The following is a 24837-nucleotide window of genomic DNA, read 5'->3' as shown; positions in this document are numbered from 1 at the left end:
CCCAATTCTCCGGCAGAGTGCGGGCCATGAGCGAACTACCGTCCGAGTACCACACCAGGTTGCCGTACGGCGAACGCATGTCGACCGAGCCGTTGGAGGGGCAGCGGTTCTTTCCGTTCGAGGGTGACTTCCAGGTGGAGCCGCTGGCTGATCCGGTGCTTCCGGAACCGCCGCGGGCCGGCGAGCCTGGCGGGAAGCCCTGCCCTAAATGCGCCGACCCGGACGGGTCTGTGATCTGGCAGGACGAGCAGTGGTCGCTGAAGTCTTTCGAGGCGACTGGACTGCCGTTCGTGGCGATCCTCGAGCCGCGCGAGCACTACCGGCTCGACAACCTGCCGCCCGAGTTGACCGCCACGCTCGGCCCCGTCATCCAGCGGGTGGCGAAGGCGATTCAGGGGATCGACAGCGTCGGCCGGACGCATTTCAACCGGTGGGGTGACGGGAGCGAGCACTTCCATCTGTGGTTCCTCGCGCGGCCGCTCGGGATGATGCAGTTGCGTGGAGCAATGATCGCGGCCTGGGACGACCTGCTGCCGAAGATTCCCGAGTCGGAGCACACCGCCAACGCACGCCAGGTCGCCGCCGCCCTGGCCGAGGACGGCGGCGAAGTGGTGATCAGCTGACCTTTCGGGAGTTACCAGGTGCCCAGCGAGCGGGCGACGAGGATGTCGGTCTTCCGGGCGGGCGGTCCGTCGACGGGGGCCGGGTCGTCGGGCGTCGGCGCGATCCCGGCTGCGGCCACGCGGTCGAGGACAGCCAGACCGAGCCGGTCGACCGAGCCGAAGATCGTGTAGTCCGGGCGCAGCCGCGAGTCGCCGAACACCAGGAAGAACTGCGACCCGTTGGTGTCCGGGCCGGCGTTCGCCATCGCGAGCGTGCCCCGCGCGTAGACCTTGCTCGCACCCGTCGGGTCGGTCGGCCAGTTCGGCAGGTCGGTCGGCAGCTCGTCCTTGTACGAGTAGCCCGGGCCACCTTCGCCCGTACCGCTCGGGTCGCCGCACTGCAGCACCTTCAGCGTCGTGTACAGCGTGAGCCGATGGCACGTGGTGAAGTCGTAGAACCGGCTCTTCGCCAGGTGCAGGAAGCTCTGGACCGTACAGGGCGCCTTCGCCCGATCCAGCGACAGCAGCATCGGCCCCTGGTTGGTCGCCACCAGGACCTTGACGATCCCCTTGTCCGGCGTGTGCTTCGGATCCGGCGGCAGCGACACCGGACGCGCCGGCGGATCGTCCGGAGTCGCCGTGTAGCCGCACGGGCCTTTGGTACTCACCGGCGTAACAGCCGCGTCGGCCGGTGCAGTGGTCACCAGCAGCCCGGCCACTGTCACCGCGGCACATGCGATCGCACTTGTCAGTCTCATCAGCAGTCCCCTCCGATTCAGCCCGCTGCCACGGTGAAGAGCCGTAGATCGCGGTTCTTGGGCAGCGTGATACTCACCGGGGTCTGGGTCAAGGTCACAGGCGCGGTGGAGAACATGTGCGTGGTGACGTTGTCCTTCCCGCCGCCGGATTCGTTGCGGTACGGCGTGGTGGCAACGATCACGTTGCCGTAGTGCAGCGTGTCGCCGCCACCACCGAGGGTCCAGTCGCTGAACGACAGGTCGATCGGGGACGTGGTCCCATCGGCGTAGTTGAGAGTGGCCGTCGTCTCCTGGTTGCCGTTGACTGCGCTGCCGATGAAGGACAGCTTCGTCGTACCGGCTGGCAGGTTCAGGTTGAGCAGCTGACCATCAGCCGGCACGTTGTCGGGGTCGCCTACAAGTACGTCGGGCCAGGTGAAGGTGAGTCCCTGAACGGTGGCTGTGCCGCCAGGGGTGAGCCCAGCTGCCGCTAGCGCCTGGCGTGAGTAGCTGACGCCACCGCCGTCGTAGTCCGCTTCGGTGTGGTCAGTGTTGTCGTCAGAGATGCCGACGCCTTCGCGTAGTACGAAGAACGAGTTCGGCTGGCCGACGACCACAGTGAAACCGACCTGCGGTAGCGCAGTACCGTCAGCTGCCTTCATCGACACCGTGACCGGGTAGCGGCCATCCGGCGTACCAGCCGCCGCAGTGATCGTCACTGAAGCGCTGCCGACCTTGTCCACGTGGAACGTGCCAGTAGTAGGTGCCGCAATGAGGCCAGCGGGTGCGTTGATCGTGTAGGTGACGTCCTGTGCAGTCCCGCTGAGGCGGTGCGCCTGCACAGCGATCGGTGCACTGGTGGTGCCTGGCGCAACGACGACCCGGCTCGTGTCAGTGGAGGTCTGGAACGGGATCTCACCGGTCCGCCACGACGGCGGTGCGTCGCTAACTGCCGACCCCCACGAGATGTTGGGCGTCGTACCGAGCTTGAAGTCCAGCGTCCCGCCGTGCTGGACGAACGACTCCGGCAGCCACGGCTTGGTCGACGACTTCCCGTTGACCTTCAACGACTGGATGTACGGCGCATCCGCGCCCGGAGCGTTGATCCGAATGGTCTTGCCGTCCCGGTGGATCACCGCCCGCGAGAACAGCGGCGCGGCGACCTGCAGCTCGGCCCGGCTCGGCACGTCCGGGTACAGGCCGAGCGCGGTCCACACGTACCAGGACGACATCGCACCGAGGTCGTCGTTCCCCGGAATCCCACCAGTGGTGGTGTTCCACAGCTGGTTCATTGCCTGCCGCAACGTCTCCTGCGTCTGGTACGGCCGGCCCGTGTAGTTGTAGATCCACGGCGTGTTGATGGACGGCTCGTTGTCCATCTCGGCGTGCAGCTCACCCGCACCGGTCAGCGCCCACGTCCCGTCCGGGTTCTTGAAGAACGCGTCCAGTCGCTGGTTCGTCGCGTCCACTCCGCCCATCGCGTCGACCAGACCGGCCCGGTTGTGCGGAATCATCCAGGTGTACTGCGCACTACTGCCTTCTGCGAACCCGTCGCCGGTCGACGGAGTGAACGCGGGCCAGGCACCGTTGTCGTCCCGGTTCTGGACGTAGCCGCCGTTGTCCGGGTTGAACACGTTCTGCCAGTACTGCGACCTGGTGAGGAACTTCTGGTACGTCGACTTGTCGCCGGTCCGCTGCGCCAACTGAGCAAGAGCAAAGTCATCGGTGACGTCCTCGAGTGTCTCGACCGCACCGCCCCAGGAGTTGGACTTGGTCGGGATGTAGTGCAGAGCCAGGTACTTGTCCAGCGACGGCCGCTGTCCGATCGACATGACCGGCTTGCCGGCCGAGCTAAGGTCCTTCGCGGTCGGTACGGTCGCTGCCTTCACCAGTGAGCGCAGTGCGCCGTGAGCGTCGAAGTTGGTGCCACCGAACGCGTAGATGCCCGCCACTGCCGGCGCGGACGGGTCACCTGTCATCACCGACGTACTGCCGGACGCATGAGTCCAGCGGTCCCAGATGCCGCCGTTCTGCGTGGCCTGGTTGAGCAACGACTGCGCGATGTCTCCGGCGCGGTCCGGCTGGAGCAATGTAACTAGTTGCAGTTGCGACCGGTACACATCCCAACCAGAGAAGGTCGCGTACTGCGCCTGTTGTCCACGGGACAGGTTGTGCGGCTTCTGGTCGAAACCCCAGTACTGCCGGTTGACGTCGCTGAACACGTTCGGGTGCAGCGATGCGTGGTACAGCGCGGTGTAGAACGTGGTGCGCTGATCCGTCGTACCGCCGGTCACCTCGATCCGGTTGAGCTGCTGTCGCCACGCCTGCTTGGCTTTCGCGGCCGTCACGGCGACCGACGTACCGCGTGGGTTCTCGGCATGCAGGTTCGCCAACGCGTTGGCGGTGCTGACGTAGGAGATGCCGATCCGCATCGTCACCTTGTCCGATTTGTCATGGGCGAAACCGACGTACCCACCGGAGCCCTTGTTCGGCGGCATCCAGCCGTCGGTGCCGTACGTCGTACCGCCGCTCGCCTGAGTGCTTCCCGGCGTGACCGTGGTGTCGGTCCAGGTGCCCTGGTTCTTGAATGGCTGGTCGAACTCGGCGACGAAATGCAGCGTGTAGTAGCTGCGCTGCCCGACGCTGGCCAGGTAGCCGCAGAAGTTCCCGCTCGTCACCGAGCCACTCACAGTGCGGTGCGCCGGGTCGATGCTGACGGTGGCGTCGCTCGATCCGACCTCGGAGTTCGACGTACGGAACATCAGCGTCTTGGCCTTGTCGGCCGGGAACGTGAACGCCGCCGACCCGGTCCGCGTCGTCGCGGCCAACTCAGCCGTCACGCCGGAGTCGAGCCCGACCTTGTAGTACCCGGGTTTCGCGACCTCCTGAGCGTGGCTGAACGTCGACGCGTAGACCTCGTCCTTCGCATCACTCTGCGGCGAGCTCGTGACGTCACCAGCGAGCGGGAAGATCGGGATATCGCCCGAACCGCCGGCACACCCGGTCCCACTCATGTGCGTCAGGCTGAACCCGCGGATCTTGGTCGCGTCGTACAGATACCCGCCGGGCGCAGCGGTCCGGTACGCGTTCCCCCGACTCGTCTCCGGGCTGAACGAGAACATCCCGAACGGCAACACCGCCCCCGGAAACACGTTGCCGGCATTGGACGTCCCAACCAACGGATCCACCTGCTCACTCGGATCCGAAGAACTACTGGTGATCCGAGTACTCCCGACCGCCTCAGGCCCCCGCAGCCCAGCAACAGCCGGATCAGCTGGCGTAGCGGTCGTCGGCTGAGCGACCGCACCTCCCCCAGGCGACGGCGTGGGTACGGCGTGAGCCGCCGGAGCGACTGCTGCGATCAGAGCACCGGCGATCAACAAGCGCGCAGGGCGAAACAGGGCGGAACGACGCATGGGCGGAACCAACCTTCAAGGGGGCGGTGACTCAAGGGCGGTGGCTTCAAGGTGCGGTGACATCGTTGTCAGCAACAAATACCCGCACCCACCGCACCCGGTCAAGGGCTCCGCGTAGTTCCGCAACCGCCGAGGCACATCTCAGAGTTCGCCCAGACCCTTGACCAGGCCGAGCACCACCGTGGCGAACGCACCGGCCGTGACGGCGAACTTCGCCAACCCCGCGATGTGAGCCGGCAGCCACCTGTCGATCCGTCCTGGGAGCAGGCTGGGCGCCTGGCTCCAGCCTCGATGATCAGTCAACGCCCGGATCTGGAGGCCGTTCGACCTCACACCCGGAATCTCGGCCAACAAGGCCAGCCGGATCGCCAGTCGAGTCTCCGTTCCAGGCAGGACCGCTGATCCGCTCGCCGCCACCCGCTGCAGGTCGGCGAACACCGGAGCGACCAGTGCGTGCACGCTGTCTTCCTGCCAGGCTGGGTGGCGCCTCAAGAGCGACTGCACAGCACGATGCAGAGCTGGCAGGGAAGCCTCCAACATCTCGGCCCCAGTGCCTCGACCGCGCGCCTGGTGCTCGACCAAGGTGTTGGAAATGCGCACGCCGGACTGACTGACTTGTGCCGACCGAATCGCCTGGCCGATCCTCTCCAAGAACTCCGCGACCGGGTACGCCATGTCAACGATTCGCAGCACGAGGAGCGCTGTCGCCATCCCCAGAACGACGATTGCAGCAGCGATCTGCAAGTTGGTGGCTGCGCGACCAGCGGTCGCGAAATACACTGCGCCCGCGATCGCGGACTCCAGGCCGATTGTCACGGCGTACCAGCGCCAGCGGCGCCTCACCGCAACTTCCCGCGCGCCGACAATGACATCCTCGTCGCGAAGCTCGGAGCCGAACGCCCAACTGTCCGTCGCACCGCGATGCGCGACTATGACGTCCTTGAGGCAGAGGTAGGCCAAGGGACCGTAGGTGACTGTTGCAGACATCGTCAGCCCAGCCCCGGTCGCCACGTCCCCCACAGTCATCATCAGTACGCCGGAAACATAGAAACCAAGAAAGACTCCGCCGATAAGCACGCCAGCCCCCGCCAGCGCGAGTCGGTGCTGCCAGCCCTGCCCATCCTGGATGCGAGCAACCTGAGCTCGATTGACGAGTGGGTTCGCAAAACCAATCACGAAGGCTCGAAGAGAAGCAGGCAGCAGGATCATCCAGGTGATCAGCTCGAACGCGTAATGCAACGACAAGGTAGACCTCCACAGCACACTAGCGATGGAGATACTCAATCTGCCGCCACCGACAGTTATGGAGCGGTAACGCGACTCAGAGGTCTTTGGCCGGCCAGGGGGAGTCGGCTGGGCGGAGGGTGTCGAAGCCGGGGCCGTTGAGGGCGGTCCAGGTGGCTAGGGCGCCCATGATCAGGATGGGGTTCTGGAGGTGGCCGGCCAGGGCTGCGCCGACCACGTCGATCAGTGGGGCCCAGACGGTTTCCATGTCGGCCTCCTCGTGGAGGCGTTCGAAGGACTCGTCGGCTGGTGACAGGTCGCGGGCCAGGAAGATCCGGACCGCCTCGTTGGTCAGTCCGGGCGAGGTGAAGGCGTCGACCAGGATCCGCCAGTCGGCGGCCTTGGTCGCGGTCTCCTCCCACAGTTCGCGCTCGGCGCCGAGGCGGTACTGCTCCCCCTGGACGTCGAGCAGCCCGGCCGGCGGCTCGAGCAGCTTGAACCCGACCGGGTGCCGGTACTGACGCACCAGCAGCATCCGGTTGTTCTCGTCGAGCGCGACCACGCCGACGGCGCCGGGATGTACGACGACATCCCGCACGAACGACTCCCCGACGGGCGGGTCGATGGTGTCCCGGCGTACCGAGATCACCCGGCCGGTCTGGTGCACCACCTCGGACGACGAGACCGGCCAGTGCTCGGGCTGGTCCGCCAGCCCGGCACCGAACCGCAGCTCGGGATGATCCGTCATCGGGTCTTGACCGGAGTCTTCTTGGCAGCCACCGGCTTCGGCTCCTCCTCGACCGGCAGCCGCGACTCGCGCTGGCGGTCCAGGGCGGCCGCGACCAGGCCGGAGAACAGCGGGTGCGGCTTGGTCGGCCGCGACCGCAACTCCGGGTGCGCCTGCGTAGCCACAAAGTACGGGTGCTGCGAACGGTCCAGCTCGATGAACTCGACCAGCTCGTTGTCCGGCGACAGTCCGCTGAACACCAGCCCGGCAGTCTCCAGCTTGTCCCGGTACGCGTTGTTGACCTCGTAGCGGTGCCGGTGCCGCTCCTGCACCGACGGAGCGCCGTACAGGCCGCGGACGATCGAGCCGTCGGCCAGGTTCGCCGGGTAGAGACCGAGCCGCATCGTGCCGCCGAGGTCGCCGGAGCCGGAGACGATGTCCTTCTGCTCCTCCATCGTCGCGATCACCGGCTGCTCGGCGTCCGGGTCGAACTCGCTGGAGTTCGCGTCCACCAGACCGGCCAGGTCACGCGCGACCTCGATCACCATGCACTGCAGGCCGAGGCACAGCCCGAGGATCGGGATGCCCTGCTCGCGGGCGTACCGGATCGCGCCGATCTTGCCCTCGATCCCGCGTACGCCGAAGCCGCCCGGGATGCAGATCGCGTCGACGTCACCCAGCAGCCGGGCCGCAGCCTCAGGCGTCGCGCACTCGTCCGAGGCGATCCAGCGCAGGTTCACCCGGGCGTCGTTGTCGAACCCGCCCGCGCGCAGCGCCTCGGCGACCGACAGGTACGCGTCGGGCAGATCGATGTACTTGCCGACCAGCGCGACCGTGACCTCGTCCTTCGGGTGGTGCACGACCCGCAGCAACTCGTCCCAGCGGGTCCAGTCGACGTCGCGGAACTGCAGGTTCAGCCGGCGAACGACGTACGCGTCCAGACCCTCGGCGTGCACGACCTTCGGGATGTCGTAGATCGAAGGCGCGTCCACCGCGGCCACCACGGCCTCGACGTCGACGTCGCACATCAGCGAGATCTTGCGCTTCACGTTGTCCGGGATCGGCCGGTCCGCCCGGCAGACGATCGCGTCCGGCTGGATACCGATCGAGCGCAGCGCGGCGACCGAGTGCTGCGTCGGCTTGGTCTTGAGCTCACCGCTGGGCGCCATGTACGGCACCAGCGAGATGTGCAGGAAGAACACGTTGTCGCGGCCGACGTCGTGCCGGACCTGTCGCGCGGCCTCCAGGAACGGCAGCGACTCGATGTCGCCGACGGTGCCGCCGATCTCGTGCAGTACGACGTCGACGTCCGGGCCGGCCATCGCCAGCATCCGTTCCTTGATCTCGTTGGTGATGTGCGGGATCACCTGGACGGTGTCGCCCAGGTACTCACCGCGGCGTTCCTTGGCGATCACCGACGAGTAGACCTGCCCGGTGGTCACGTTCGCGACCTGGGAGAGGTCCCGGTCGAGGAAGCGCTCGTAGTGCCCGATGTCCAGGTCGGTCTCGGCGCCGTCGTTGGTGACGAACACCTCGCCGTGCTGGAACGGGTTCATGGTGCCGGGATCCACGTTGAGGTACGGATCCAGCTTCTGCATAGTCACGCGGATACCCCGTGCGGTCAGCAGACTGCCGAGGCTGGAAGCTGTCAGTCCCTTACCGAGACTGGAGGCCACGCCACCGGTGACGAATACGTGCTTGGTCTGCTGGGAATTCAAAGCCCTGTCCACGGGCCTTCAGCCTACCTCTTGTCAAGCATCGGTCGCGACGAGACCCGCGTAGATGTCGAGCAGATTCTTTGCCACCGCGTCTTCGTCCATCCACCGGGCGGACAACTCCAGGCCCCGTGTCCGCATAGCGTTCGCCGTCTCCGGCTCCGCGAGTACCGCCCGGACACCGTCGGCCAACCCGTCCGCGTCCCCGGGAAACGCCAGTACGGCGCTGTCCCCGACCAGCTCGGGTACGCCGCCGACCGCAGTCGCCACCACCGGTACGCCGACCTGCATGGCCTCCTGCAGCACCAGAGCACGCGCCTCCCAGTGCGACGTGAGCAAGAACACATCGGCCGCGCCGAGCAGGTCAGCCACGTCGTTGCGGTGACCCAGCAGCCGGACCGGCAACTGCTCAGCGTCGATCCGCGCCTGCAGGTTGTCGCGCAACGGCCCGTCACCGACGACCACGAACACCGCGTGCGGAGTGGACTCGTGAACCCGCGTGGCGACCGACAGCAGGGTCGGGTAGTCCTTCTGCGGAGCCAGCCGGCCCACGGTGAGGACCATGGGCTGCTGTTCGCTCAGACCGAGGGCGGCACGGACGTCTGCGCGCGGTGTGCGGATCCGGGGCATCGCAGGAGCCGCCACCGGGGCCAACTGGGCGTTACGAGCACCAAGGCTCTTCGCCAGCTCCACCAAGTCGCTGGAGGCCCCCAGAGTCAGATCGGCGCCCCTAGCAACCAGCCGCTGCCCCATCCGCATCATCAGGCCACGTGGCCCGGGCGCGATCACTGCGTTGTGCCAGGTGACGATCAGTGGGCGCAGTCGCGACCGGTCGCGCAGCGCGGTCATGCCGGCGCGGTAGCCGTGTGCGTGGATCACGTCGGAGCCCCGCAGCCCGGCGGCCTGCGTGACGACGGTCGCCGGACCGAACTCGAAGTGCTCGGCCGTGCCCGGAGGGGCGCAGACCACCACCTCGTGTCCCGCACTGACGAACCGCGGCACCAACGAGGCAACATGCTGCCCGATGCCGCCTCGCGACTCCGCGAGCAGCAGCCCGATCCTCATTGCGTCGTCTCCTCTGCAGATCCGCGTCGTAGTAGAGCACGGGTGTCGGTCCGGTCGAGGGCCACGGCGATTCCGGCGTACACGATGACGACGGCCAGGCCGGAGAGGACCGCGAACACGAGTGCTTTGCCCACACCGCCGTTGCCGGCCGGCAGGGCGACCGCCCAGCCCGCTGCGCCGGCCAGTACGGCGCCGGCCAATGCCGCAAGGGTCGCACGGCCGGATCCCGCGAGTACACCTGGCCCTGCCTCACGACGCAGTACGCCGAGCAGCACCACCGCGCCAACGACCATGCCGACCGACATCGCGGCCGCCAGCGCCGGTACGGCGTCCCAGTGCGCCGTCAGGACCACACCGGCGAGTGCGACGAGGATCCAGGCCGCCGACGTCACCACGGCCACCTCACGACCGCAGTGCCGCGCGTAGAGCACCCGACCGACATGCATGAGTACTGCGAACCCGATGGCCGCTGGAGCGAACGCGATCAAACCGTTGGCCAGTGAGGTCGCCTGAGTCTCCTGCACCGCGCCGTCGTTGTACGCGAAGATCCTGGCGACCGGGACCGCCGTACCGACCAGCAGGGCGGCTCCAGCACCTCCGGCCAGCATCACCGCCCGCGTGGACGCGGCGGCGTACCGGTCGAAGCCCTCCCCTGCGTCGAAAGCTGCAGCGAGACGCGGGAAGACCGCAGTCGTGATCGGCACCGCCAGTACTGCGTATGGCAGCAGGTAGACGGCGTTGGCCCAGGTGTAGACCGCAATGCTGCCCGCAACGCCACGGTGGTTGGCCAGGTAGGTGGTGACGACGAATGTGAGTTGCTGCGCGACCAGCACCGCCAAACCGGCGAACGCCAGCTTCCGGAGGATCGGACCGACGCCCGGGTCCAGCCTCAGCGTGGGTTTGATCGGCAGCCGCAGGAACAGCATCGGGACCAGGACGGTCAGGGCCAGGGCGAGCACGCCGGCGGTCGTGCCCCAGGCGAGCAGGTTGGTGGCGCCACGGGAGGCCGCGTCGGCATCGGGAGCGGTAGCCGCGAACACCAGGTAGGTGGCAACGACTACGAGACTCGAGATCAGCGGTGCCCACGCACCGGGCGCGAAACGCTTGTGGGATTGGAGAACCGCGGTCGCGACCACCGCGACGGCGTACCCGAACACCTGTGGAACGAAGATCGCGAGCATCCGCGTCGCGGTCGCCGTCGTACCGCCGCAGTCGGCGCCGGGGTCGAGCATCGCGTCGGTGTAGCGACCAGCCAGAACCCAAGCCAGCAAGGCGATCGGCGCCAGCAACACGAACGACCACGAGAGCAGCGCGCCGATGATCCGGCCCTGCGCAGCCCGGTCCCCGCGCGCGACCGGCCCGGCGAGCACCGGGATCACGGCACCAGCCAACGCCCCACCAGCTACAACTTCGAAGAGGATGTTGGGCAGCTGATTGGCCGTCGTGTAGGCCTCAGCCAAGCACCCGGCTCCGACAGTCTTCGAGAACACCAGCCAGCGGGCGAACCCGACCAGCCGTGCCAGCACGGTAACTGCCGCAACAAGCAGCGCGGCGCGGGCGACACGACCGCCCGTACTCACCTGGGTCGTCGGCCCCACTGGTCGATCTTGTCGAGGATCGGGGTGTCGGCGATGACCTTGGTGAAGCTGACCTTCTCGCTGGCCAGGTTCAGGCCGACGACGGCCGCGAGGACGAGCGTCTTGAGCGGGCGCGGCAGGGACGCGGCCAGCGCCGTACCGGTGATGGCGCCGAGGCCGTTCGCGCCGCAGTCGCCGAGCATCGAACGCTCACCGAGGTCGGACGGTGCGGAGGCCGCGGCAGCGCCGACGACCGCGCCGGCCGGCCCGTTGACGGCGGCCAGCGGTGCGTTCAGCGCGGCAACGGCCTTGAGCGCGCGTCCCGGCCGCAGGTCGAGGAGGTTGGTGAGGTTCGCCGTACCGGCGATCAAGGCGCCGTCGGCAACTACTCCGGCAACGGCCTTCACGCCACGGGACTTGCGCGGCAACAGTGCGGCGGCCGCGAGACCGGCCGCCCCGACGCCGAGGATCTTGACCGCACCGCTCGTCACCTCGCCGCGCTTCAACGCGCTGAGGTGGCCACGGAATCCCTTGGCCTGCGTGGTCCCGCGCAGATCGTCGTACGCGCCGACCGCACCCGACACCGCTCCGGCAACCAGCGCGGCCGCCTTCACCTTGCCGTTGCCGCGCGAGGCCGCGACACCGACCAGCGCACCGAGCACCGCGACCGGACCCTCGAGCAGCGTCACCGGCTCACCACGGTGATTGGTCCGCTCGAACGGCTCCCGGTTCTCCTTCGGCAGCTTCTCCGCCGCCCGCTCGAGGCCGGCGGTGGCAGCCGCCGCGACGGCAGCGCTCAGAATTCCCACGTCAGTTGTCCTTAATTTGTACGGCCGACGGCGCGACGCCGTTCTTCGCGTTGATCGCGCCGTACTGCCCCGCCTTGCCGCCGGCCTGCTCGACCAGCGCGAAGACAACCGTCATCTGGCCGGCGGGGAGATCGGCCACGTCCACCGAGGAAACGATCTTGGTGGCCTCGGAGTCACTCCGCAAGGCCTTGATCAATCCACCGTCGGCCGCGCTGTCCGGCGTACCCGCGACCACGACGCCGCCGCTGCCGGTGTCCAGACCCTTGATGAAGTCCAGCGCGTCGTTGAACGTCGCATTGTCCGGCGGCGTCGTCGGCGGCTTCGCGGCGATCACCACGATCAGGCTGGCCCGGTCCTTGACCTGCGACGGCTTCAGCGACAGCAGCTTCGCGCCGGTCAGCCCGCTGACGATCCGGGTCGAGTCCGCATCGCCGATCTTCCCTTCTTCCTTCGCCGCGATCCCGCGGGCCAGCAGCAGCCCGGCCCGCTGGTACGTCGTACTGTCCTTGGGAACGTCGATGTCCGCGGTCACGAGTTGCTGGACCAGCGACTCGACCAGCTGACGCTGACCGGTGTCGAACAGCTTCGCGTCCAGCGCCACCTTGGTGGTCACCACGCCGCCGGCCTTCTCCAGCTCGGCCTGGACGCCGTCGCTCAGGTCGCTGTCGGCGCTCGGCATCGTCACGATCGCGATCTTCTTGTTCGCCAGCTTGCCGTTGGTCAGGCCCGCGGTGACCTTCGCGACGTAGTCGTCGCGGTACTTGTCCAGGGCCTTCAGCTGGGTCAGCTCGTCCCGCGCGTCGGACAGCTGCTGGCGGTCCTTCTCGGCCTGGCTCGCCACGACTTCGCTGGCGGTGCCCTTCAATGGGCCTGCGCCCAGCACCACACCGGCGCCCAGAGCGAAGAAGATCGCCACGATAGAGACGATGTGGTAGCGAAAGTCGATCACGTGAACAGCTCCCGGATCCAATAGACGAAGTCGCTCCAGCGCGCCCGCAGGATCGACCAGAGCACGTCGTCGGCGCCGATCGCGACCAGCGCCATGCCGAGTGCGAACAGGCCGGCCACGGCGAGCGCGACGACCTGGAGAGTGGACACCCGGCTGCGGTACAGCCGGCCGACGCCCTTGGCGTCCACCAGCTTCGCACCGACCCGCAGTCGGGTGATGAATGTGCTCGCCATCCCGGAGCGGCCCTTGTCCAGGAACTCCACCAGCGAGTTGTGGGTGCCGACCGCGACGATCAGCGAGGCGCCCTTGGAATCGGCCAGCAGCATCGCGACGTCCTCGCTGGTGCCGGTGGCCGGGAACTCGATCGACTCGATACCGAGCCGCTCCAGCCGCTCGGCCCCGGGCGCGCGACCGTCGCGGTACGCGTGCACGACCACCTCGGCGCCGCTCTTCAGCGTCTCGTCCTTGACCGAGTCCATGTCGCCGACGATCAGGTCCGGGACGTACCCGTTCTCGACCAGGGCGTCCGCGCCGCCGTCGACACCGATCAGCACCGGCCGGTACTCGCGGATGTACGACCTCAACGCGACCAGGTCGTCGCGGTAGTCGTACCCGCGGACCACGATCAGGACGTGCTTGCCGTCCATCGGCGTGTGGATCTCGGGTACGCCGACGCCGTCGAGCAAGAGGTCCTTCTCGCGGCGCAGGTACTCCAGCGTGTTCGCGGTGAACGCCTCGAGCTGCGTGGACAGCCCGGCCCGGGCATCATCCATCTGCTCGGCGACCGTCTTGCTGTCCTGGGCGATGCCCTTCGCGACCGCCTCCGTGCCGCGGTACAGCGTGCCGTCGTCGAGCCGGACCTGCTCGCCCTCGTGCAGGATCGAGAACACCTCACGGCCGACACCGTCGACCAGCGGGATGCCGGCCTCGACCAGGATCTCCGGGCCGAGGTTCGGGTACCGGCCGCTGATCGAGTCGGCCACGTTCACCACGCCGGCGACCTTGCAGTCGACCAGGGCCTCGGCGCTGACCCGGTCCAGATCGACATGGTCGATGACCGCGATCTCGCCGGCCTTGAGGCGTTTGGTCAGATTCTTGGTACGGCGATCCAGCCGGACCACTCCGGTGACGCCGGGCAGTTCAGTGGGTCGCGCTCTCCGCAGGCTGGGCAGTTTCATCGCCCTCTCATCCTGCCATGTCAAGAGCCCCTTCCCTGCTCATTTACCCGGCAGGCCCTCGTTCACGCAATGAAATTACCGTTACAATGCGTGTTTTCATCCTTTGGAACGAGCCTTTTTCCGCGGTTTGTGCCGCTCGGCCGCCAGTGCGAGCAATTCCTCGGCGTGCGCCTGCGCGGCATCGGAGTTCTCCAGGCCGGCCATCATCCGGGACAGTTCCTTCAACCGGGCGTCATCGTCGAGGGCCACCAATCCACTGGTGGTGACCGAACCGTCGTCGCTCTTCAGCACCACGGCGTGACGGTCCGCGAACGCCGCGACCTGCGGCAGGTGGGTGACCACGATCACCTGGGTCTTCTCGGCCAGCCGGGCCAGCCGCTTGCCGACCTCGACCGCGGCGCGCCCGCCGATCCCGGCGTCGATCTCGTCGAACACCAATGTCGGCACGGGATGCGTGTCGGACAGGATCACCTCGAGGGCGAGCATCACGCGCGACAACTCACCGCCGGACGCGGCCTTCTGCAGCGGGCGCGACGGGCTGCCCGGGTTCGCCGCGAAGCAGAACTCGACCTCGTCGATCCCGAACGGACCGGCCGTGGTCTCGTGCACCTCGACCGACAGCGTCGCGTGCGGCATCGCCAGCCCGGACAGCTCCTCGGACACCAGCACGCCTAGCCGTTCGGCCGCTTCGATCCGGGCTTCCCTCATCTGTTGGCCGAGGTCGGCGAGCTTCGCATCCAGCTCCGCCACTTCTGCCGTCAACTGCTCGACCCGCTCGTCGCTGCCGTCGAGTTCGGCCAGCCGCGCCGTCGAACGCTTCGTCCAATCGAGGACCTCATCTACGGTGCCCTGCTCGGCGCCGTACTTGCGGATCAGATTGGTGAGCAGCGAACGCCGCTCGCTCACCACGGCCAGCCGGGCCGGATCGGTGTCGACATCAGCGGCGTACGACGACAACTCACCGGCGAGATCGGCGGCGAGATAGCCGAGTTCGCCCGCCCGGTCCGCCAGCTCGGCGAGCTTGGGGTCGTGCTCGCGTTCGCCGTCCAGCATCTGCTTGGTCAGCGCGAGCAATCCGAGTACGTCGTTGGGCCGGGTGGAGTCGAGGTCCTCGGAGGCGAGTGCGTCGCCCGCGGTCGTCGCCGCCGTACGCAAACCGTCGGCGTACGCGAGCCGCTCCTCCTCGGCGGCGAGCTCGGTGTCCTCGCCGGACAGCGGCTCGGCCTTGGCGACCTCGTTCAATCCGAACCGCAGCAGGTCGGCCTCGGCCAGCCGATCACGCTCGCGGGTGGTCAGCTCGATCAGCTCGGCCTCGACCTCACGGTGCCGTTTGTAGGCGGCGGCGTACTCCTGCAGCGGGACGAGAACCGCCTTGCCTGCAAAGGTATCCAGGGTTTCGCGCTGCCGCGCCGGCTGGAGCAACCGCCACTGATCGGCCTGCCCGTGAATCGCAACCAGATCGCCGGACACCTCGCCCAGCACGGACACCGGCACCGACGCACCGCCGAGAAACGCCCGCGAACGACCCTCGGACGAAAGCTCCCGCGCGATCAGCAGCTCGTCGTCGTCGAGCTCGCCGCCGCGGTCCTCGGCCTGCTGCACGATCGACTTCGGCACATTGCTGGCCCGACCCTCGACCCGCGCCCGCCGCGTCCCGTGCCGCACCAGACCGCTATCGGCGCGGCCGCCGAGCAACATGTTCACCCCGGTCACGACCATCGTCTTACCGGCCCCGGTCTCCCCCGTGACGGCGGTGAATCCCGGGTCGAGGTCCAACGTCGCGTCCTCGATCACGCCCAGCCCGGTGATGCGGATCTCCGAGAGCATGTCAGTGTCCCGTCAATGATGTAGAGCGAACGATAGCGGTGTTCAGGTGCGTGCATCGGGGTGCTTGGTCAGTGGCCTCGATGCGGAGCATCGTGGGCGCTGGGCAAGTGCCGCGAGGTGCGTGCCTGGGCGCCGATAGCGTCGCTCTACATCGTTGACGGGACACTATGTCTCCTGTTGTCCGTTGCCGTTGCGTTTGCGCTCGGCGGCTCCACGCCAGCCGAGCACCGGGAGATCGAACTTCGCCACCAGCCGATCGGTGAACGGCGCCTCGTGCGCCCGGGCCAGCCGGACCGGTGTCATGCCCCGCCGGACCGAGATCTCGGCGCCGGGTGGCACCTCGACCATCCGCCGGCCGTCGCACCACAGCACACCACGTCCGCGCCAGGACGGGACCAGCTGGATCGACAGCCGAGAGGTCGGCGCCACCACGATCGGCCGGGAGAAGAGCGCGTGCGCGCTCAGCGGCACCATCAGGATCGCCTCGACCTCCGGCCAGACGATCGGTCCGCCCGCGGAGAAGGAGTACGCCGTACTGCCGGTCGGCGTCGCCACCACGACGCCGTCGCAGCCGTAGCGGGACAGCGGTCGGTCGTCGACCTCGACCAGGACCTCGAGCATCTTCTCGCGGGCGGCCTTCTCGACGCTCGCCTCGTTCAGCGCCCAGGTCTCGAAGATCAGGTCGTCGTCCAGCCGGACATCAACGGCCAGAGTCATCCGCTCCTCGACCGTGTATGTGCGGTCGACCACCACCTGGACGATCCGCTCCAGGTCGTCGACCTCGGCCTCGGCCAGGAACCCGACATGACCGAGGTTCACCCCGAGCACCGGCGTACCGTGCGGGCGGGCCAGCTCGGCGCCGCGAAGGATCGAGCCGTCGCCGCCGAGCACCATGATCAGCTCGACGTCGTTCGCGGCCTTCTCCGGGTCGTCGACGACCTCGACCGGGTCGAACTTGAGCTCCTCCGCCTCACCGCTGAGCAGCCGGACCAGCATCCCGGCGTCGGTGAGCAACCGGTGCGCCTCGCGTGCGACCTCGACCGCCTGTTCCCGGCCGGTGTGCGTCACCAGCAGCACGCGCCGCGGCTCGTGCTCAACCACACTGCCTCCTACTCACTGCGGTCCACGCTCGATAGCTGCCAGCAGCATCGTCTCATCGAGAACCGGCGCTTCCCGGCGTATCCACAGGAAGTATTCGACATTTCCTGACGGACCAGGCAACGGGCTGGCCGCCACCCCTTCGATTCCCCACCCGAGCTCATGAGCCTTCGCTGCCACCGAGCGTACGGCGTCCGCGCGAAGCTCCGGATCGCGAACCACGCCACCCTTGCCGAGCCGCTCCTTGCCGACCTCGAACTGCGGTTTCACCATCAGCACCAGATCGCCGTCCGGCTTCACGACACCGATCAGGGCCGGAAGGACCAGCGTGAGCGAGATGAAGCTGAGATCGCTGACGACGAGATCAACCGGTTCAGCACCGATGTCGTCCAGAGTCAGCGTCCGGACGTTGGTCCGGTCCATCACCGTGACCCGCTCGTCGGTCTGCAACGCCCACACCAACTGGCCATACCCGACATCGACGGCGATCACGTGAGCTGCTTCGTTGCGCAGCAGTACGTCGGTGAAGCCGCCGGTGGACGCGCCTGCGTCGAGAATACGGCGGTCTTTGACCTGGACACCTGGAAATGCTTCGAGGGCGCCGATCAGCTTGTGCGCGCCGCGGCTCGCGTAGCCGGGGTCCTCGTGCTCGGACGTGTCGACCAGGATCGGGGCGTCGGCGCCGACCCCGGTCGCGGGCTTGCCGGCCACGGTCCCGGACACCTTCACCTTGCCGGCCGCGATCAGCTCGCTCGCGTGCTCACGCGACCGGGCCAGACCACGTCGTACCAGCTCGGCGTCGAGCCGCGATCGTTTGACTCCCTTGGCCACCCCGACAGGCTAGCCTCGGTCGCCCTGCTCGGCGTCGGCCTCGACCAAGGCGGTCTGCAGCCGCTCGTGCAGGTCGGCGTACACCTCGCCGTGCTCACTCACCGGCCGGTCCCGCAACTCCTCGAGCCGCGCCATCGTCTCCTCGACCAGCGGATGACCACCTTCACCCAAGTCGTGAGCTTCCTCGGCTACCTCGCCTAGGTCCTCGGCTTCCTCGCCCGGATCCTGGGCGGACTCGGCCTCGAAGGAGTGCTCGTGCTCCTCGCCCGGGGCGCGCGCGAACTCCGGCCCGAACTCGACCGCGGCCGGGTCCACGTGCTCGGCCGTGTCCTGGGCACCGGGCTCGGTGTCGTAGTCCGGGTGGGCGGGCGTTTCCTCGGCCTGGTACGGGTCGAAGCCGGGCTCGACATCCGGGTCCACGTCCGGCGGGAACTGCTCGCCAGGATGCTCGGTCACGTCAGGCCTTCTTCGCCGTCTTCTTCGCCGCGACCTTCTTCGCGGCCGCCTTCTTCGCAACCGCCTTCTTGGCGGGCGCGGCCTTCTTCGCAGCAGCCTTCTTGGCTGCCACCTTCTTGGCCGCGGCCTTCTTCGCCGGCACGTCCTCGCCCCACCCGTCATCGACCGGCGCGGTCACGGACGACGAGGCCGCGGCGTCGTGCGCCTCCTCGAGCTCGGTCTCCAGCGCCTTCACCCTGCGGGTGAGCGCGGCGACCTCCTCGGCACGGACGAACCCGAGCCGCGCGACCGCACCCTCGACCTCGTTCGCCACGATCGCCTGCAGCAGCTGGCGGTTGCTCTTGCTGGTGGCAACGATCTCGTCGGCCAGGTCACTCACCTTGGTGGTCAGCACGTCGGCCCCGGTCTGCTGCAGCAGCGCTTTCGCCGCCGCCTGGGCCCGCTGCTTGGTGACCTCGGTCAACCCGTTCGCCAGTTGTACGTAGCCGCGCACTGCGTCCATCACCATGACTGTCTCCTCGCCTCGTTCCCAGCAACGGTATCGCCTCAGTCCCGCAATACCACCTACAGAGGCTAGGTGTTGAGGCCGACGCGGTGCAGTGCGGCGTCGATCGCGATCGAATCGGCGGTCGGCGCGGGCTTCGGACGGGGGCGACGACTACGGCCGGCGGCCTTCGCCGGCTTGGCCGGTTCGGCCGGTTCGGCCGGTCCGTCGATCGCGGTCCAGACCGCGGAGAGGATCGCGCGAAGTCCGTCGTACGGCTCGCCCTCGCCCTTGATCGCGACGGCGTTGTTGACGACTTCGGCGGTCCAGCCCGCACAGGTGTGCTTGCCGCCCTCGACGGTCACGCCAGGCTGCTTCTCGGCGAGCGCCCCGAGCCCGGCGGCGATGTACGTCGGGCGCTGGTTCTTCGGCGCCCGGGCCAGGTCGTACGCGTCGTTCACACCGGTCGCGACCCACAGACTCGCGATCCCGACCGCGTTCGCACCCTGGATGTCGGAGTCCAGCCGGTCCCCGATCATCAACGGGCGCTTGGCTTTCAGCCGTTCGATACTGGTCTCCAGCAACGGGGGCTCGGGCTTCCCGGCGACGACCGGATCCACGTCGACCGCGGCCCGGACGGCCTGCACCAGCGTGCCGTTGCCCGGCGCCTTGCCGGCCGCGGTGGGGATGGTCAGGTCGAGGTTGGTCGCGAACCACTTCGCGCCCTCGTGGATCGCGTGCGCGCCGTCCGCGAGCATCACCCAGTTCACATCCGGGTGGAAGCCTTGTACGACGGCCACCGGGTGCGCGTCGCTGCTCCGGACCGGCGTCAGTCCGTATTCCTCCAGGGCGACGTACAGCCCCTCGCCACCGACCACGAGGACCGGCGACCCCTTCGGGAACTCGGACGCGATCAGCTTCGCCGCCGCCTGAGCGGACGTGACCACGTCCTCGGCGATCACCTCCAGCCCGAACGATGCGAGGTGCTCGGCAACAACTCCCGCCGGCCGGCTCGCGTTGTTCGTGATGAACCCGATCCGCATGCCTTCCTTGGCAGCTTTACGCAGGTTCTCCGGGGCGTCCGGCACCGGGTCCGGGCCGACGTACACAACCCCGTCGAGGTCCAGTAGCGCTACGTCGTACCGGCTCGCGAGCGGTTCCTCACACGCCGAGAGCGGTTCGGGCGCTTCTCTCATGCTTCACCCCGTACGATTCCGCGCATGCCGGATGCAAGGGGGAGCGTGCTGAGACTCGACCCACTGCGCGCCTGGCGGTTCGTGGCGGGCAAGGTGAGCGGGCTCGGCGCGGTCACGTCACCGCCGTACGACGTGCTGGAACCCGCCATCGTCCGGCGGCTGACTGACTCTGATCTGCACAACATGGTGAGGCTCATCCTTCCACGCGACCCGGACCTCGGCCCGGCGCGGTACGACGAACCCGCGCAGCGGCTCGCCCGGTGGCAGCAGGACGGTGTCGTGATTCAGGACGACCGCCCCGCGATGTACGTGTACGAGCAGCAACTGGGCAACGCCGTACTGTGCGGCCTGGTCGGCTCGCTCCAGCTGGACCCAGAACGACGCGTGGTGCTGCCGCACGAGGAAGTGATGCAGCACTGGGTCGACGACCGGCTCCGGCTGATGGAGGCGACCGACGCGGACCTGGAGCCGATCCTGCTCGCGTACGCCGATGGTGGCGCGGCCAGCGATGCCGTCGACAACGCCCGCGCCGGCGAACCATGGGTCGTGGCTGACACCTACAACGGTGCACATCACCAGATCTGGCGGATCGACGACCCCACCACTCTGGCGCTGATCGCCGACGAGCTCTCCAAGCACGAGGCCGTGATCGCGGACGGCCACCACCGCTATGCGGCGTACCTGGAACGTCAGCGGCGTGAACCAGGCCGTCCGGGCGCAGCGGTCGGTCTGGCGATGCTGGTCGACTACATCCGCCACCCACTCACGCTGGACCCGATCCACCGCGTCGTACCCGGTCTGAGCCTTCAGACCGTGCAGACGCATACGCCGCCCGGCTGGCAGATGCAGCCTGGTCGGATAGAAGGCGATCCGGACCGCATCTCCATCACGGATGGTGCGAGCTGGCTGACGCTTCACTCGGCTACTGAGACCCCGACAGTCGCGCAGCTGCACGAGCTGCTCCTGCCGGCGTGGGGTGTCGTGCAGGAAGACATCAGCTTCCATCACACGCTTGCGGACGCACTGGCGTTGGCAGGCCCTCAGCAGGTGGCTGTGGAGCTCGCAGCGCCCCGCATGGACCAGGTACTACGGTCTGCCGCGCAGGGCGTCGTACTGCCGCAGAAGGCCACTTCGTTCGGACCCAAGCCTCGAGTGGGACTGCTGTTCCGGACGCTGTGAGTCGGGTCGGTGATACAGGCTTGAGTCAGGGCCGGTGGTACAGGCTGAGGAACTGCTCGCGCAGGGGCCTGCGAGCCGCACGGTGGCGCTCTGTGAGGCGGCCGAGGGTGAACGAGAGCTCCGGGTCATCCTGAGCGGCCGCGTCTGCTGCCATGGCAGTCAGGGCGTCTGCGGCGGCGCAGTGGTCCTGGTGCTGGCCTAGGAGCTCTTGGTAGGTGGCTGCTTGGGCGGCGGTGGCTTTTGCTTCGTCACCGAACACAGAGGCGCTGGTGTCGGCGGCGTACCGGACTCGCTTCGCCAGCAGGCGGACCTCGTGCCAGTCGTCGTCGGGGCTCCAGGGCTTGAGCTTGTCGGCTTGCTGGGTGAACTTGGCGGTGGCCGACTGCAGGAGTTCCGGCAGGACCTCACTGCACGGCTTGTCTGCCTTGGGCTTGAGATCCGGGGCCGCGGCGATCGACTCCAGGGTGGTGAGCAGTTCCTGAGTCGCCTCCCCCAGCACGACCTCGGCGGAGCCTGAGGCCGCGCGGTCCAGCCCGAACGTCAGCGTGGTGAGGATCGTGTCGACGTGTTCCTCGTTGTCCTCACTGGTGGCGCCCTCGCGGACGAGGGCGGCGATCACTTCCAGATCGCGCGCCTCGCCGCAGGCCTGAGCCAGCGCGGCCAGATCGGCGCGGAGCTCTGTCGCCCAGTCGCCGGCCAGGAGCTTGCGGAACAACTTCAGATCGCTCCGCAACCGCCGGCACGACACCCGGACCTGATGGATCGCGTCGTCCTCGCTTCGTTCCACCATGCCAACAGAACGCTGCAGCCTGGCCGCACCCTTGGTGAGGGCGCTGCCGATGAGTACGCCCACCGGAGTCTCAGGCGCCAGGCCCCCGCCAGCCACCGCCCTACTCCTCGACGCCCTTGGACAACTCCCCGCCAACGACGCCGTCCCCAGCCCCGCCCTTCACGTCCACGTCCCCACTCGAGTCCGCCGCCCCCTCAGCCAACTCAAGCCCGTCCACGTCCTCGACCTCGTCAACACCGTCGCCGGCCTCGTCCACCGAGTCGTCGTCGACAGCTTCTTCGTCGGCCTGGTCTACTGCGTCGTCGACGCTGTCCTCGTCCACCTCGTCAACGCTGTCGTCGTCCGCGTCATCCGCCTCGTCGGCGGATCCGTCGAGGTCGACTTCCTGGTCGGCCGACTCGTCGTCGGTGTCGTCCTGGTCGTCGGACTCGTCGGTCGTGTCCTCGTCGTCGAAGTACTCGTCGTCCAGGACGGCGTCGTCATCGTCGAGGTCGGTGAACTCGAGGCCCTCGAGCTCAGCCGCGCGCTCAGCCGCACCGGTAACACCATCGCCGTCAACGCCGGCCGCCCGGTGGAACCAGACCAGCGCCTCATCCGTACGCCCAGCTTCCTGAAGCGCATCGGCGTACGCGTACCGCAGCCGCGGCAACCACTCAGCCCGCGTCCGCTTGGTCAATTCCGGCACATCCAGCGTCTGGATCGCCGCCGCTGTCTGCCCCATGTCGCGCCGAGCCCCGGCCGCCACGATCAGCAGCTCCATCTGCGTCGGCTCCGACAGCTCGCTGACGTGCTTGTCCTTGGTCAGCGCCAACGCCTTCTCCGGCCGTCCGAGCGCCCGCTCGCAGTCAGCCATCATCGCGATGACCTCGTGGTTCCCCGACATCCGCCGTACCGCGCGGAACTCGGTCAGCGCCTCGTCGTAATGCTCAGCCAAGTACGCCGTGATCGCCACAGCCTCCCGTACTCCACCAAGCCGCGACGCCAGCCGCCGCGCGGTCCGCGCATGCTGGTATGCGAGCTCCGGGTCGTCGTCGATGAACCGGCCCGACGCCACCAGATGCTGCGCAACCAGGTCCGCCAACGTCCGCGGCAACGACCGAAGCTCGGCCTTCACCCCGCGATCGAGCTCAGCACCGGTGATCCCTTCCGGAATCTTCGGATCGTCCCGCCGAGGCGCAGCCTTCTCGTCCCGGTCCTCCCGCCGAGGTCCGGTACGCCGATCATCCCGGCCTCCCGCCCCCCGCGAATTCCGACCACCGCGGTCCCCACCGGGTCCACGCCCACGAGAGTCACCACTCGGCCCACGAGAGCCACGCTCATCCCGCCGCGCCGAACCCTGGAACCCACCACGATCCCCACCGGCCCGCTCAGCCGACCGATACCCACCACGATCGCCGGACTGCTCATTCCGCTGGGAACCACCGCGATCGCCACCCGACCGGTCATCGCGCCGGTATCCGCCACGATCTGCGCTGGGCCGCTCATCGCGCTGATGTCCGCCGCGGTCACCACCGGACCGCTCGTCACGGCGGAACCCGCCACGATCTCCGCCCGAGCGGTCATCGCGCTGATACCCACCGCGATCTCCGCCGGACTGCTCGTTCCGCTGGTATCCACTGCGGTCACCACTCGACCGCTCGTCCCGCCGGAACCCGCCACGATCGCCACCGGACCGGTCATCGCGCTGATAGCCACCGCGGTCACCACCGGAGCGGTCGTCGCGCTGGTAGCCGCCACGGTCTCCGCCGGACCGGTCGTCCGGGCGGTAGCCACCGCGGTTCGATCCGCGGTCGTCTCGTCCGGACGCACCGCGAGTGTCGCCACCACGGTCGTCCCGCTTGAATGCTCCACGCTCCCCACGCGGCGGTCCGCCGGCCCGAGGAGTACCCCGGCCACGCGAGTCACCACCGCGCTCGTCCCGCCGGAACCCACCGCGATCACCGCCGGACCGCTCATCACGCCGGAACCCACCGCGGTCGCCAGCCGACCGGTCATCGCGCTGATAGCCACCGCGATCTCCGCCGGACCGGTCGTCCGGTCGGTAGCCACCACGGTTCGACCCGCGGTCGTCTCGCCCGGCCGGACCACGGCTGTCGCCACTGCGGTCATCCCGCCGAGGCCCACCGCGATCATCACGCGAGTACCCACCGCGACCACCGGACCGGTCATCGCGAGGACCGTCGCGTCGGTCATCCTTGCGGTCGTCTCGTCGGTCGTCACGGCGGAAGCCGCCGGACCGGTCGCCGCGTCCGGCACCGCGATCGCCGTCACCGGACAGCTGACCACGGAACGGATCCCGCTGAGTCTTGTCATCGCTCCGAGATCCGGCGTACCCACGCCTGTTCTCGGACGAGTTCTCGTCCCGATCCCGATATGAGGAGCCACCAGAACGTGGCCCACCGCCGGACCGCCCGGCTACACCGTCCGAACGCCCGCCGGCAATCCCACCACGACGGTTCGGACCGCCACCAGACCCGGCAGGACCGCCAGCCCCTCGCGGACCGCCACCAGAACCCCCGCGGCTACCGCCAGAACCCGACCGACCAGCACCCGAGCTCGAGCGACCCGCTCCAGAGCCCGTGCCGCCACCGCTGTAGTTGGAGCCACCGCCTGAGTTCGAGCGACCCGCTCCTGAACCTGAGCGGCCGGCTCCAGAACCTGAGCGACCTGCGCCGGAGTCCGGGCGTCCACCTCCGGCACGGCCGGAACGGCCGGCGCCCCCGGAGGAACCGCGGCGGTCCCCAGAACCGGACCGGGGATTGCGAGGTGGCGTAGCCACGATGACTCCTAACGATGCTGAAGAGCAGTAATCGGACAAACGTTACCGCGTCCGCAACGGTGCTGAGGTCGCGGCCGTCGGGCAGACGCCCGGGCCGCAACATATGTTAAGGGCCACCCCGGATGGGGTGGCCCTTAACAGTGTGAATGTCCGGCGGCGTCCTACTCTCCCACGACCTCCCGGTCGCAGTACCATCGG

22 protein-coding genes are annotated in these 24837 nt (G+C 68.3%); 2 read left to right on the top strand and 20 right to left on the bottom strand.

Going from position 1 to position 24837, the window contains the following annotated elements:
* Positions 1-26 precede the first annotated feature (26 nt).
* Positions 27-623, top strand: coding sequence for an HIT family protein (locus tag EV650_RS37405; RefSeq protein ID WP_134123982.1), 597 nt, complete (start codon positions 27-29; stop codon positions 621-623).
* Positions 624-634: 11 nt separating this feature from the next.
* Here EV650_RS37405 and EV650_RS37400 read toward each other — a convergent pair whose 3' ends face one another.
* The 16 genes from EV650_RS37400 to EV650_RS37325 form a co-directional block, all read right to left on the bottom strand.
* Positions 635-1360, bottom strand: coding sequence for a peptidylprolyl isomerase (locus EV650_RS37400; protein WP_134123981.1), 726 nt, complete (start codon positions 1358-1360; stop codon positions 635-637).
* Positions 1361-1377: 17 nt separating this feature from the next.
* On the bottom strand, positions 1378-4755 hold the full coding sequence (locus EV650_RS37395; protein WP_134123980.1) for a GH92 family glycosyl hydrolase: 3378 nt from the start codon (positions 4753-4755) through the stop codon (positions 1378-1380).
* Between the two features lie 141 nt (positions 4756-4896).
* Positions 4897-6000, bottom strand: coding sequence for a hypothetical protein (locus EV650_RS37390; protein WP_134123979.1), 1104 nt, complete (start codon positions 5998-6000; stop codon positions 4897-4899).
* A gap of 76 nt (positions 6001-6076) precedes the next feature.
* Entirely contained in the window at positions 6077-6727 is a 651-nt protein-coding gene (locus tag EV650_RS37385) for an NUDIX domain-containing protein (protein ID WP_134123978.1), read from the bottom strand.
* Positions 6724-8436 carry a CTP synthase gene (gene pyrG / locus EV650_RS37380; RefSeq protein WP_134123977.1) on the bottom strand — a complete coding sequence of 571 codons (1713 nt, stop codon included), beginning with the start codon at positions 8434-8436 and terminating at the stop codon, positions 6724-6726. Before pyrG ends, EV650_RS37385 begins: the two co-directional genes overlap by 4 nt.
* 21 nt (positions 8437-8457) lie before the next feature.
* Complete coding sequence (locus EV650_RS37375; protein WP_134123976.1) at positions 8458-9486, bottom strand: glycosyltransferase family 4 protein; 1029 nt, start codon at positions 9484-9486, stop codon at positions 8458-8460.
* Positions 9483-11084 (bottom strand): murein biosynthesis integral membrane protein MurJ, encoded by a 1602-nt coding sequence (gene murJ / locus EV650_RS37370; RefSeq protein ID WP_238174736.1) that lies wholly within the window; start codon positions 11082-11084, stop codon positions 9483-9485. The genes EV650_RS37375 and murJ overlap by 4 nt, the downstream gene beginning before the upstream one ends.
* Entirely contained in the window at positions 11063-11872 is an 810-nt protein-coding gene (locus EV650_RS37365) for a hypothetical protein (RefSeq protein WP_134123975.1), read from the bottom strand. The genes murJ and EV650_RS37365 overlap by 22 nt, the downstream gene beginning before the upstream one ends.
* A 1-nt stretch (position 11873) precedes the next feature.
* Positions 11874-12821, bottom strand: a complete 948-nt coding sequence (locus EV650_RS37360; RefSeq protein WP_134123974.1) for a copper transporter — start codon at positions 12819-12821, stop codon at positions 11874-11876.
* Positions 12818-13999, bottom strand: coding sequence for a putative cytokinetic ring protein SteA (gene steA, locus EV650_RS37355; protein ID WP_134123973.1), 1182 nt, complete (start codon positions 13997-13999; stop codon positions 12818-12820). Before steA ends, EV650_RS37360 begins: the two co-directional genes overlap by 4 nt.
* A 96-nt stretch (positions 14000-14095) precedes the next feature.
* Positions 14096-15826, bottom strand: coding sequence for a DNA repair protein RecN (gene recN, locus EV650_RS37350; RefSeq protein ID WP_134123972.1), 1731 nt, complete (start codon positions 15824-15826; stop codon positions 14096-14098).
* Between the two features lie 165 nt (positions 15827-15991).
* The gene (locus tag EV650_RS37345; protein ID WP_134123971.1) at positions 15992-16927 is read right to left on the bottom strand and encodes an NAD kinase; all 936 of its coding nucleotides are present in this window, start codon (positions 16925-16927) and stop codon (positions 15992-15994) included.
* A gap of 12 nt (positions 16928-16939) precedes the next feature.
* Positions 16940-17755 carry a TlyA family RNA methyltransferase gene (locus EV650_RS37340; RefSeq protein WP_134123970.1) on the bottom strand — a complete coding sequence of 272 codons (816 nt, stop codon included), beginning with the start codon at positions 17753-17755 and terminating at the stop codon, positions 16940-16942.
* A gap of 9 nt (positions 17756-17764) precedes the next feature.
* Positions 17765-18211: a hypothetical protein gene (locus tag EV650_RS37335; protein WP_134123969.1), complete on the bottom strand. Its 447-nt coding sequence runs from the start codon at positions 18209-18211 to the stop codon at positions 17765-17767.
* A gap of 1 nt (position 18212) precedes the next feature.
* A complete protein-coding gene (locus tag EV650_RS37330; protein WP_134123968.1) occupies positions 18213-18719 on the bottom strand; it encodes a phasin family protein in 507 nt (168 codons plus the stop codon).
* Between the two features lie 65 nt (positions 18720-18784).
* Positions 18785-19891 carry an HAD-IIA family hydrolase gene (locus tag EV650_RS37325; protein WP_134123967.1) on the bottom strand — a complete coding sequence of 369 codons (1107 nt, stop codon included), beginning with the start codon at positions 19889-19891 and terminating at the stop codon, positions 18785-18787.
* 24 nt (positions 19892-19915) lie between these two features.
* Here EV650_RS37325 and EV650_RS37320 point away from each other — a divergent pair, with 24 nt between their 5' ends.
* On the top strand, positions 19916-21070 hold the full coding sequence (locus tag EV650_RS37320; RefSeq protein ID WP_134123966.1) for a DUF1015 family protein: 1155 nt from the start codon (positions 19916-19918) through the stop codon (positions 21068-21070).
* Between the two features lie 25 nt (positions 21071-21095).
* Here the strand turns inward: EV650_RS37320 and EV650_RS37315 are convergent, their stop codons facing one another.
* The 4 genes from EV650_RS37315 to EV650_RS40575 form a co-directional block, all read right to left on the bottom strand.
* On the bottom strand, positions 21096-21956 hold the full coding sequence (locus EV650_RS37315) for a CHAD domain-containing protein (RefSeq protein WP_134123965.1): 861 nt from the start codon (positions 21954-21956) through the stop codon (positions 21096-21098).
* 4 nt (positions 21957-21960) lie between these two features.
* Positions 21961-22974 carry a tetratricopeptide repeat protein gene (locus tag EV650_RS37310; protein WP_238174735.1) on the bottom strand — a complete coding sequence of 338 codons (1014 nt, stop codon included), beginning with the start codon at positions 22972-22974 and terminating at the stop codon, positions 21961-21963.
* The gene (locus tag EV650_RS37305; protein ID WP_134123964.1) at positions 22971-24173 is read right to left on the bottom strand and encodes a hypothetical protein; all 1203 of its coding nucleotides are present in this window, start codon (positions 24171-24173) and stop codon (positions 22971-22973) included. The genes EV650_RS37310 and EV650_RS37305 overlap by 4 nt, the downstream gene beginning before the upstream one ends.
* A 102-nt stretch (positions 24174-24275) precedes the next feature.
* Positions 24276-24449, bottom strand: coding sequence for a hypothetical protein (locus EV650_RS40575; protein ID WP_166678413.1), 174 nt, complete (start codon positions 24447-24449; stop codon positions 24276-24278).
* Positions 24450-24837: the final 388 nt, after the last annotated feature.

It is taken from the genome of Kribbella kalugense (assembly GCF_004365875.1).
Taxonomy (GTDB): domain Bacteria; phylum Actinomycetota; class Actinomycetes; order Propionibacteriales; family Kribbellaceae; genus Kribbella; species Kribbella kalugense.
The sequence above is the reverse complement of the archived record's forward strand: the minus strand, read 5'-3'. Positions and strand labels throughout refer to the sequence as shown.